Genomic DNA, 10,097 nt, shown 5'->3' with positions numbered 1-10,097 from the left:
CAGCGGCGGCAGGTCAAATCCCGACATCAGCCGATATCCGCTCCCCGCCTCACCTTCCACCGGCACGCCGGAAAGCGACAGGTCGCGGATATCGCGGTAGACCGTGCGCTCGGATACGCCAAGCAGTTCCGCCAGATGCGCTGCCGTTGTCAGACGCCTGCCCCGCAGGATCTGCACAATCTGAAACAAACGGTCAGCGCGTCGGGTCATATCTTATTCCGCTCTCAGGCAGGTTGATGGAGGCCGACGCGGTTACCCTCGCTGTCGGTAAATAATGCGATAGTGCCAATGCCATGCGGCAGTTCCAGCGGGCCAAACACGCACTCGCCGCCCGCGAAGGCGATGCGATCGAGCGTGGCCGCCAGATTATCAGTATGCAGGTAAATAATAGCGCCCTGCAAAGACGGTGTAACGCCGTCAAATTTTGCCAGCGCCCCGCCGGTATACGGATCCTCATGCGGGAAAACGGCCAGCTCCGCACAGTCCATTTTCTCGCGACGCAGTGCGAGCTGCATCACCGGCTCATAAAATTTGATGGCGCGATCCATATCCGCGACCGGAATTTCAAACCAGTTAATGACGCTTTTCATACATCCTCCTGCCTGTTATTAGGGTTCAGAAGGAGTCTACGACAGGGCTCCTGACAGCATTGTGTCAGGAGTGTTTGTCAGGAGCAGATAAAAAAATCCCGGTCAACAGACCGGGATTTCGATAACGCGCTAAACGTCGCCTTACGGCAGAATGGACGGCTGATCCGCCCCTTCTTTCTCGACTTTCTGCTGGAGCAGGTGCTCGCGCTTCATGCCGAGTTTCAGTGCCAGAGCGGACGCGACGTAGATAGACGACGCCGTACCGATGGTGACACCGATCAGCATGGTCAGCGAGAAGCCTTCCAGTACCGGACCACCGAAGAGGAACAGCATCAGGATCACCATCAGGGTGGTACCGGATGTGATCAGGGTACGGTGCAGCGTCTGGGTCAACGACACGTTAAAGATTTCGTACGGCGTACCGCGACGGATCTTACGGAAGTTTTCACGGATACGGTCAGATACCACGATACTGTCGTTCAGTGAGTAACCGATAACGGACATCAGGGATGCCACAATCGTCAGGTCAATCTCAATGTGGAACAGCGACAGTATGCCCATGGTGATCACCACGTCGTGCGCCAGAGCGATAACCACACCGGCCGCCAGTCGCCACTCAAAGCGGAAACCGACGTATACCAGGATGGAGATCAGCGCCACCAGCAGCGCCATCGCACCGGTCTGCGCCAGATCAGCACCCACGCTTGGGCCGACGAACTCAATACGCTTGACCGCCGCGTTCTGGCTGGTTGTTTCGTTAATCACGCTAACAACCTTGCTGCCCAGCTCCTGGCTGCCGTTGGCATCGTGCACCGGTGGCATACGCACCATGATGTCGCGGCTGCTGCCGAAGTTCTGCAGCAGCGGCTCTTCAAAGCCCGCTTTCTGCAGAGACAAACGCATCTGGTCCATATCGACCGGTTTTTCCAGGGAGATCTCGATGACCGTACCGCCGGTGAAATCCAGACCCCAGTTAAAGCCTTTCACGCCCATAATGACGATGGACAGAATCAGCAGGAAACCTGAAATGCCGAAGGCCCAGTAGTCCCAGCGCATAAAGTCCCAGACTTTACGGCCGTGGTTCAATTGTTCAACAGTATATTCCTGTGCCACAACGCACTCCTCAGATAGACAGCTTTTTGACGCGCTTGCCGCCGTACAGCAGGTTCACGATGGCACGGGTGCCGACAATAGCGGTAAACATTGACGTTGCGACACCGATACCGGTTGTAATCGCAAAGCCTTTGATCGCGCCAGTACCCACTGCATACAGGATAAGAACCTTAATCAGTGTTGTTACGTTCGCATCGAAGATGGAGCTGAACGCGCCTTTATAGCCTTCGTCAATCGCCTGCTGAACAGAGCGACCGTTGCTCAACTCTTCTTTGATACGTTCGTTAATCAGTACGTTGGCGTCGACCGCCACCGCAAGGGTAAGAACGATACCCGCAATGCCCGGCATGGTCAGCGTCGCCCCCGGCAGCAGGGACATAATGCCGATGATCAGCACCAGGTTGGCGATCAGCGCGGAGGTCGCAATCAGACCAAACTTCTTATAGAAGAAAATCATGAAGAGGATAGAGACCACCAGACCGGCCAGACACGCTTCCAGACCCTGCTGAATGTTTTGCATACCCAGAGTTGGACCAATGGTACGTTCTTCAACAATCTGAATTGGCGCAATCAGCGCACCGGCACGCAGCAGCAGGGAGAGCTGACGCGCTTCGTTCGGGTTGTTAATACCGGTGATACGGAAGCTGTTACCCAGACGAGACTGGATATTGGCGATGTTAATCACCTCTTCCTCTTTCACCAGCACCGCACGACCGTTTGCATCTTTCTTACCGCTGTCTTTGTACTCCACGAACAGGGTCGCCATCGGTTTGCCGATGTTGTCCTTGGTGAAGTTAGACATGATATTACCGCCCGCGCTATCCAGCGAGATGTTAACCTGCGGCTGGTTGTATTCGTCCTGGCTCGACGTGGAGTCGGTGATGTGGTCACCGGTCAGAATCACGCGTTTGTACAGCACTACTGGCTGACCTTCGCGGGTCTGTTTCACTTCGGAGTCACCCGGAATACGCCCTGCGGCGGCAGCGGACTGATCGACGTTGGAGTTCACCAGACGGAATTCCAGGGTTGCGGTCGCCCCCAGAATCTCTTTCGCACGCGCGGTATCCTGGATACCCGGCAGTTCAACCACGATACGGTCAGCACCCTGACGCTGTACCAGCGGCTCAGCCACGCCCAGCTGGTTTACACGGTTACGCAGAATGTTGATGTTCTGCTGAACGGCATATTCACGCGCTTCTTTCAGACGCGCATCGGTCATCACCGCGCGCAGCTGGTTGCTGCCCTGAGAGGTGATTACCAGGTCACGGTGACGTTGGGTCAGGTAATCTACAGCCTGATCGCGCGCCGCGCTGTCGCGGAACGTGATGCTCATGCCGTAGTTATCTTCTTTACGCACGGTGGTGTAAGCGATGCCTTTATCACGCAGATCGCTGCGCAGGCTGTCGATATTCTGTTCCTGCAGCTTGCCGAGCGCGGTATCCATATCCACTTCCATAAGGAAGTGAACGCCGCCACGCAGGTCAAGACCGAGTTTCATTGGCTCTGCTTTCATCGCAGCCAGCCAACGCGGGGTTGCAGGGGCAAGGTTAAGCGCCACGACGTATTTGTCACCCAGCACGCCCATCAGCGCTTCGCGAGCGCGGAGCTGCGTGTCGGTGGTGTCGAAGCGAGCAAGAATTGCCCCCTCTTCCAGAGCCACAGACTTAGCGGTAATTTTTTCTTCTTGTAACGTTTTCTGGACCTGGATCAGCGTTTGCTCACTGGCGGCGACACCGCGCGCGCCAGTGATTTGAACAGCCGGATCCTCACCATACAGGTTGGGAAGCGCGTACAGCAGGCCGACGAGAATCACGACGACCAGCATGATGTACTTCCACAAAGGATAACGGTTTAACACGGCAGTTCCCTTTGGGAAAAGTTGGGATTACAGCGCCTTCATGGTGCCTTTCGGCAGAACGGCAGCTACGAAGTCACGTTTGATGACCACTTCAGTGGTGTCGTTCAGGGCGATAGCAATGTAGCCATTTTCAGCCACTTTGGTTACGCGACCCACCAGACCACCGTTAGTCAGTACTTCATCGCCTTTCGCAATGGAGTTCATCAGGTTTTTGTGCTCTTTGGTGCGCTTCTGCTGTGGACGCAGGATCATGAAGTAGAAGATCAGACCGAACACAACCAGCATCAGAATCAGAGACATCGGGCTGCCCTGCGCTGGAGCACCTGTTGCCGCTACCGCATCAGAAATAAAAAAGCTCATTCAAATTCCCTCATTATTAAAATTAATCAACGTTCAACGGTGGAACATCCCGCCCCTGACGTTGGTAGAAATCGGTCACGAAGCTCTCTAATTTACCCTCTTCGATAGCCTTACGTAAACCAGCCATTAAGCGCTGATAATAACGAAGATTATGAATGGTATTGAGACGCGCGCCCAAAATCTCGTTGCAACGATCGAGATGATGCAGATACGCGCGAGAATAATTGCGACAGGTATAGCAATCGCACTCGGAATCGAGCGGGCTGGTGTCACTCTTATGCTTCGCGTTACGGATTTTCACCACGCCATCGGTAACGAACAAATGGCCGTTACGCGCGTTGCGGGTTGGCATGACGCAGTCGAACATATCAATGCCGCGGCGTACGCCTTCAACCAGATCTTCTGGTTTACCCACGCCCATCAGGTATCGTGGTTTATCCGCCGGGATTTGCGGGCAGACATGCTCCAGAATGCGGTGCATGTCTTCCTTCGGCTCACCCACAGCCAAACCGCCGACAGCGTAGCCATCAAAACCTATCTCTACCAGACCTTTAACAGAGATATCGCGTAAATCTTCGTAAACGCTGCCCTGGATAATGCCGAACAGCGCATTTTTGTTCTGCAGGGAGTCAAAACGATCACGGCTACGCTTCGCCCAGCGCAGAGACATCTCCATGGAGCGTTTTGCGTAGTCCCAGTCAGCAGGGTACGGCGTACATTCGTCGAAGATCATCACGATGTCAGAGCCGAGATCGTACTGAATCTCCATCGATTTTTCGGGATCGAGGAAAATCGGATCGCCGTTGATCGGGTTACGGAAGTGTACGCCCTGCTCGGTGATCTTGCGGATATCGCCCAGGCTGAAGACCTGGAAGCCGCCGGAGTCGGTCAGGATTGGGCCTTTCCACTGCATGAAATCGTGCAGGTCGCCGTGGAGCTTCATGATCTCCTGACCCGGACGCAGCCACAGGTGGAAGGTGTTGCCGAGGATAATCTGTGCGCCAGTGGCTTCTACTTCTTCCGGCGTCATCCCTTTTACGGTGCCGTACGTGCCCACAGGCATAAACGCGGGGGTTTCCACCACGCCGCGATCAAACACCAGGCGACCGCGACGCGCGCGGCCATCGGTGGTATCGAGTTCAAATTTCATTTTTTCTCCGACGTCAGAAAAACAGTCCAACGTTGTAAAACGGTGCCGCGGACTTATTCCCCGACACGCTCATTCAAAGCCAGCGGATTGTACGTGATAAACATCGCGTCCCCGTAGCTAAAAAAGCGATATTTTTGTTCTACCGCAGACTTGTAGGCCGCCATCGTATGCTGATAACCGGCAAATGCCGACACCAGCATAATCAGCGTTGATTCAGGCAGATGGAAGTTGGTCACCAGCGCGTCAATCACTTTGTACTGATAGCCCGGGTAGATAAAGATCTGCGTATCGCCAAAGAACGGCTCGATAAGATCGCTCTTTGCGGCCTGCGCGGCGCTCTCGAGTGAGCGCACGGACGTTGTACCGACCGCCACGACGCGGCTACCGCGCGCTTTCGCCGCCAGCACCGCGTCCACCACGTCCTGAGGCACTTCAGCATACTCAGAGTGCATGATGTGATCTTCAATGCTGTCCACGCGCACCGGCTGGAAGGTTCCCGCGCCGACGTGCAGCGTCACGAACGCCATCTCCACGCCCTTCGCGCGCAGTTTCTCCAGCAGCGGCTCATCAAAATGCAGGCCCGCGGTCGGCGCAGCAACGGCGCCTGGCTTCTGGCTGTAGACGGTCTGGTACAGCTCGCGGTCGGCCTCTTCGTCCGGACGCTCAATATACGGCGGCAGCGGCATGTGGCCGATGGCGTTCAGGATATCGAGCACCGTGCGCTCGTCGTTGAACTCCACCTCAAACAGCGCATCGTGGCGCGCGGTCATGGTCGCTTTGATACTCTCATCATCGCCCAGCAGCAGTTCAGCGCCCGGCTTCGGCGCCTTAGACGCGCGAATATGTGCCAGAATACGTTTATCATCGAGCATACGTTCGACCAGCACTTCAATCTTGCCGCCGCTGGCTTTACGGCCAAACAGGCGCGCCGGGATCACGCGGGTATTATTAAAGACCAGCAGATCGCCAGGGTTGAGCTTGTCGAGCAAATCGGTGAAAGTACCGTGCGTCAGCTCGCCCGTTGGCCCATCCAGTGACAGTAAGCGACAGCTGCTGCGCTCAGGCATGGGATAGTGAGCAATCAGGGATTCAGGTAGTTCAAAGGAGAAATCGGCGACGCGCATGACGTATACTCGTGACTTAAAAACAGGCGGCATAGTCTAGTGCTCACACCCTTTTGCTGCAACAACTAGCCGCCCCCGGACAAATGAAACGCATGAATTTTCTCGCTCACCTGCATCTCGCTCACCTCGCTGACAGCTCCCTGTCCGGCAATTTGCTGGCCGATTTCGTACGCGGCAACCCCGCTGAGGACTATTCCCCTGAGGTTGTCGACGGGATTTTTATGCACCGCCGCATCGACGTGCTGACGGATAAGCTGCCGGAAGTGACGGAAGCCAAAGCGTGGTTTCGCCCTGAAACGCGCCGCGTTGCGCCGATCACGCTCGACGTGATGTGGGACCACTTTCTGTCGCGCCACTGGGAACAGCTGTCGCCGGAGATGCCCTTGCCGGCGTTTGTGCGCTATGCCCACCAGCAGGTGTCGATCATTCTGCCCGACTCGCCGCCGCGCTTTGTCAATCTGAATAACTACCTGTGGTCAGAGCGCTGGCTGGAGCGCTATCGCGAGATGGACTTCATTCAGAACGTGCTGAACGGGATGGCGAGCCGCCGACCGCGACTGGATGCGCTGCGGGATTCCTGGTATGACCTGGATGAACATTACGATGCGCTGGAAGCGCGTTTCTGGCAGTTCTACCCGCGCATGATGGTACAGGCAAAAAACAAACAGCTTTAAATACACGTCATCCTTCAAGCTGCCTCTGCGTTGGCTACGTCTGCTCACCCCAGTCACTTACTTCAGTAAGTTCCCGGGGATTCCCAGACTTGCCGCCTTGATGCAACTTGAATGATTTTGTGTATAAAAATGACATTGATAGGTAAAAGCTGGCGGAACGATTGTCACCACCTCTTTGTCTTATCCATGAACACTCTCTATACTGGCTCGCGTTGCGTTCCAAATAACCTTAGTATCTACAGGAGAATCATATGGTTCTGGTAACTCGTCCGGCTCCGGATTTTACAGCTGCAGCAGTTCTGGGCAACGGTGAAATCGTTGAAAACTTCAACTTCAAACAGCACACCAACGGTAAAGCGACCGTTCTGTTCTTCTGGCCAATGGACTTCACTTTCGTTTGCCCGTCTGAGCTGATTGCCTTCGACAAACGTTATGAAGAATTCCAGAAGCGTGGCGTGGAAGTTGTTGGCGTCTCCTTCGACTCTGAATTTGTACACAACGCATGGCGTAACACCCCTGTCGATAAAGGCGGCATCGGTGCGGTGAAATACGCAATGGTTGCGGACATCAAACGCGAAATCCAGCAGGCTTACGGTATCGAACATCCGGACGCTGGCGTTGCGCTGCGTGGTTCCTTCCTGATCGACGCTAACGGCATCGTTCGTCACCAGGTTGTTAACGATCTGCCGCTGGGTCGTAACATCGACGAAATGCTGCGCATGGTTGACGCGCTGCAGTTCCACGAAGAGCACGGCGAAGTGTGCCCGGCTCAGTGGGAGAAAGGTAAAGAAGGCATGAACGCGTCTCCAGACGGCGTGGCTAAATACCTGTCTGAGAACGTATCCAGCCTGTAATCGGCACGGTTTACGAAAAAGGCCCGCTTATGCGGGCCTTTTTTTATGCCTTACGCTGCGTCTCTCGCCAGATGCGCCAGGCCATGCCCGCCAGCAAAATCACCCCCGCAATCAGCACGCCCCATACCAGAAGCGTGTTCATCCTGCTCTCCCGCTCGGCCGCAGAGGTAGCGGTCAGACGCTCCTGGCCGCCTAACGCGACATCATCCAGAATGTCGGCCTGCGGCAGGTTCGCCATCTCATAGGTCTTGCGCAGGTCGGCCGGGATCAGCATGCCGGGCTCCACGCTGGCAGGCTTCGCGGCGCCGTTGCCCCAGGCGAGCAGGTACGGTGCTTTCCCCTGCGCGTTGAACACCAGGTCATAGCGGTCGCGATGTCCCGTGACGCTCGGCAGGTATTCTGGCAGACGCGCATTCAGCGTCGTGATTTTCACCGCCTGCACCAGCCCCCCGTGAAGCGAAACCGGTGGCGACACTTTTCCCTCAAGACGGTAAAGGACCTCTTTCTTCAGAGGATGCCATGCGTCTTTTTCCGTACTCCGCCACGCGATCTCCACGGGAAGGACGCCATCGCCATTTAGTGAGATGCTGACAGCACTCAGCGGCTGCGGGCGCGCCCAGTGCCACTGCGCTTCGCTTGTCGATAGCTGCTCCCCTTCCCCCTCAAGGTCGATAGCTTCCGGGGCCGCCTGGGCAGGTGCGCTGATTGCGTTTACGCCGGTCAAGGCTAGCCCCTGGCTCTGCGCATTCAGCACCACCATGAGATAGCGATTCGCATCGGGAGATAAAACCGTATCGGTATCGATCCGATCGAGCTTAAGACGGTCCTGGCCGCTGACGACGTCCAGCAAGGGCATATCCTCGCGTAGGGTATACCAGCGCTTAAGATCCTCGCTGTAATAGACCGACGCCGTTCCCTGCCACGGCGTCTGCGGGGTATTCCAGAGCAGCTGCAGCTGGGATATAGCGATCTCGCCCGTCGCCTGTTCCGGCAGGGTCAGCAGATAATGTTGCCCGGCTGCGGCGGCTTTTTGCCCCTCCAGCACAATCTCAACGCCGTTTCCGGAACGGAGCAGGATCTTATCGCTATAACCGGATCCTCGCGAAGCCGCAAGAGGCGAGGCGTCCAGCGGGAAGAGGCGCAGCGCAGTGGATTGCACCGCCCCCTGCGGACGCGTCGCGCTGACCAGGCTGAAGGGAACCGCCTCGCCCGACTGGTTAAAGACGCGGACATCATGCAGATCCGGCGACGTGCTTTGCTCATAGACGGCGAGCGGCAGCATCACCCGATACCACTGGGAGGGAACAGACGTATCGAGTGAAAGACCAAAAGCATAGTCCCGGGGCGATTCCGTTTGTCCCTCGTCGCAAAACGCCGGGCCGGAAAGCGCCAGCAGCGCGGTACAGGCTACCGCCTTCATCCATTTCATTTTTCATCTCCTGTTTTGGGCGGTAGCGGTGAGAAATACCCCACGATCAGAACCAGTATCGCCACGCCGATAAACGCCACCGCGCGCGACAAACCGCCTCCGCCCGCGCTGTCCACCAGCATCAGTTTAACCATCACCACGCCCAGCAGCGCGGCACCGCAGAGCCACTCCTGCCGGGAAGCCCGACGGGTGGCATGGATCATGACCACCAGCGCGCTCAGCATCCAGAACAGGGCAAAACTGGTCTGGATAAGCCGCGAATCCCACAGCGATGCCATATTCCAGGCCACGTCGCCGTACCAGGCCAGGGCGCGCATCAGCGCGCCGTTCAGCCACCAGAAGCCAAACGCCATCAGCGCAACGGCAGGCCACGGGCGGGCCTGCGAGAGCCACGCCGGGTAGTAGCGATCCACCGCCCGATAAAAGACGACCAGCCCCAGCAGCGCGAACGCCGCGCCTTCCTCAAGCGGGTTTATCAGCGGCAGCCAGGTCTGACGATAGACCACGCCGTCCTGGAAATTGGTCACCACCAGCAGTACCAGCAGCGCCACGACCGCGGGGATCGGCGCCAGGCAGGCGTAGAGTGCAGGCCACTCCCGGAACGGCCACCCTCGACGCCGTACGGCTGCAGAGAGCCCCATAATTACCCCGCCGCCGGCTGCCATCGCTACTCCGCTGCCCCAGGCCGCCATGCCCCACGGCAATGAACGGGCAAACCAGTAAAGCTCAGCCGCCAGCGCCAGCAAAATCATCCAGAACAGCGACAAATGCAGCCCCATCGCGATGCGCGGCAGGAGTCTTTCATCGTCGCGCCGCAACAGCATCAGCGCGGCAGGAAGCGCAACGCACCAGGCGAGATTTGACCAGCCGGCGGCAACGATCTGCTGGTGCCAGAGCTGATAACCCACCATCAGCAGCATAACCGGCCACAGCAGCCATTTGCTG

11 protein-coding genes are annotated in these 10,097 nt (G+C 56.9%); 2 read left to right on the top strand and 9 right to left on the bottom strand.

Going from position 1 to position 10,097, the window contains the following annotated elements:
- The 7 genes from DEO48_RS07790 to queA all read right to left on the bottom strand — a co-directional run.
- A partial coding sequence (locus tag DEO48_RS07790; RefSeq protein WP_146198255.1) for a YafY family protein occupies positions 1-210 on the bottom strand: 210 nt, incomplete at its 3' end.
- A gap of 14 nt (positions 211-224) precedes the next feature.
- Positions 225-590, bottom strand: coding sequence for a VOC family protein (locus DEO48_RS07785; protein WP_109844812.1), 366 nt, complete (start codon positions 588-590; stop codon positions 225-227).
- A gap of 141 nt (positions 591-731) precedes the next feature.
- Positions 732-1,703, bottom strand: a complete 972-nt coding sequence (gene secF / locus DEO48_RS07780; RefSeq protein ID WP_024906803.1) for a protein translocase subunit SecF — start codon at positions 1,701-1,703, stop codon at positions 732-734.
- A gap of 10 nt (positions 1,704-1,713) precedes the next feature.
- Positions 1,714-3,561 (bottom strand): protein translocase subunit SecD, encoded by a 1,848-nt coding sequence (gene secD / locus DEO48_RS07775; protein WP_071884810.1) that lies wholly within the window; start codon positions 3,559-3,561, stop codon positions 1,714-1,716.
- Between the two features lie 27 nt (positions 3,562-3,588).
- Positions 3,589-3,921 carry a preprotein translocase subunit YajC gene (gene yajC / locus DEO48_RS07770; RefSeq protein WP_003859109.1) on the bottom strand — a complete coding sequence of 111 codons (333 nt, stop codon included), beginning with the start codon at positions 3,919-3,921 and terminating at the stop codon, positions 3,589-3,591.
- 22 nt (positions 3,922-3,943) lie between these two features.
- Positions 3,944-5,071: a tRNA guanosine(34) transglycosylase Tgt gene (gene tgt, locus DEO48_RS07765; protein ID WP_003859110.1), complete on the bottom strand. Its 1,128-nt coding sequence runs from the start codon at positions 5,069-5,071 to the stop codon at positions 3,944-3,946.
- Between the two features lie 53 nt (positions 5,072-5,124).
- On the bottom strand, positions 5,125-6,195 hold the full coding sequence (queA, locus tag DEO48_RS07760) for a tRNA preQ1(34) S-adenosylmethionine ribosyltransferase-isomerase QueA (protein WP_047173805.1): 1,071 nt from the start codon (positions 6,193-6,195) through the stop codon (positions 5,125-5,127).
- Between the two features lie 92 nt (positions 6,196-6,287).
- Between queA and acpH the strand changes: the two genes are divergently transcribed.
- Positions 6,288-6,869, top strand: a complete 582-nt coding sequence (gene acpH, locus DEO48_RS07755; RefSeq protein ID WP_029741678.1) for an ACP phosphodiesterase — start codon at positions 6,288-6,290, stop codon at positions 6,867-6,869.
- Between the two features lie 251 nt (positions 6,870-7,120).
- Positions 7,121-7,723 (top strand): peroxiredoxin, encoded by a 603-nt coding sequence (locus tag DEO48_RS07745; RefSeq protein ID WP_014168840.1) that lies wholly within the window; start codon positions 7,121-7,123, stop codon positions 7,721-7,723.
- A gap of 43 nt (positions 7,724-7,766) precedes the next feature.
- Here the strand turns inward: DEO48_RS07745 and DEO48_RS07740 are convergent, their stop codons facing one another.
- Both DEO48_RS07740 and DEO48_RS07735 read right to left on the bottom strand, forming a co-directional pair.
- Positions 7,767-9,152 carry a DUF3999 domain-containing protein gene (locus tag DEO48_RS07740; RefSeq protein ID WP_109844811.1) on the bottom strand — a complete coding sequence of 462 codons (1,386 nt, stop codon included), beginning with the start codon at positions 9,150-9,152 and terminating at the stop codon, positions 7,767-7,769.
- A partial coding sequence (locus DEO48_RS07735) for a DUF2339 domain-containing protein (protein WP_146198254.1) occupies positions 9,149-10,097 on the bottom strand: 949 nt, incomplete at its 5' end. The genes DEO48_RS07740 and DEO48_RS07735, both read right to left, overlap by 4 nt.

Source organism: Enterobacter sp. CGMCC 5087 (genome assembly GCF_003144775.1).
GTDB classification, from domain to species: Bacteria; Pseudomonadota; Gammaproteobacteria; order Enterobacterales; family Enterobacteriaceae; genus Enterobacter; species Enterobacter cloacae_M.
This window is presented reverse-complemented; position numbering and strand designations above follow the sequence as displayed.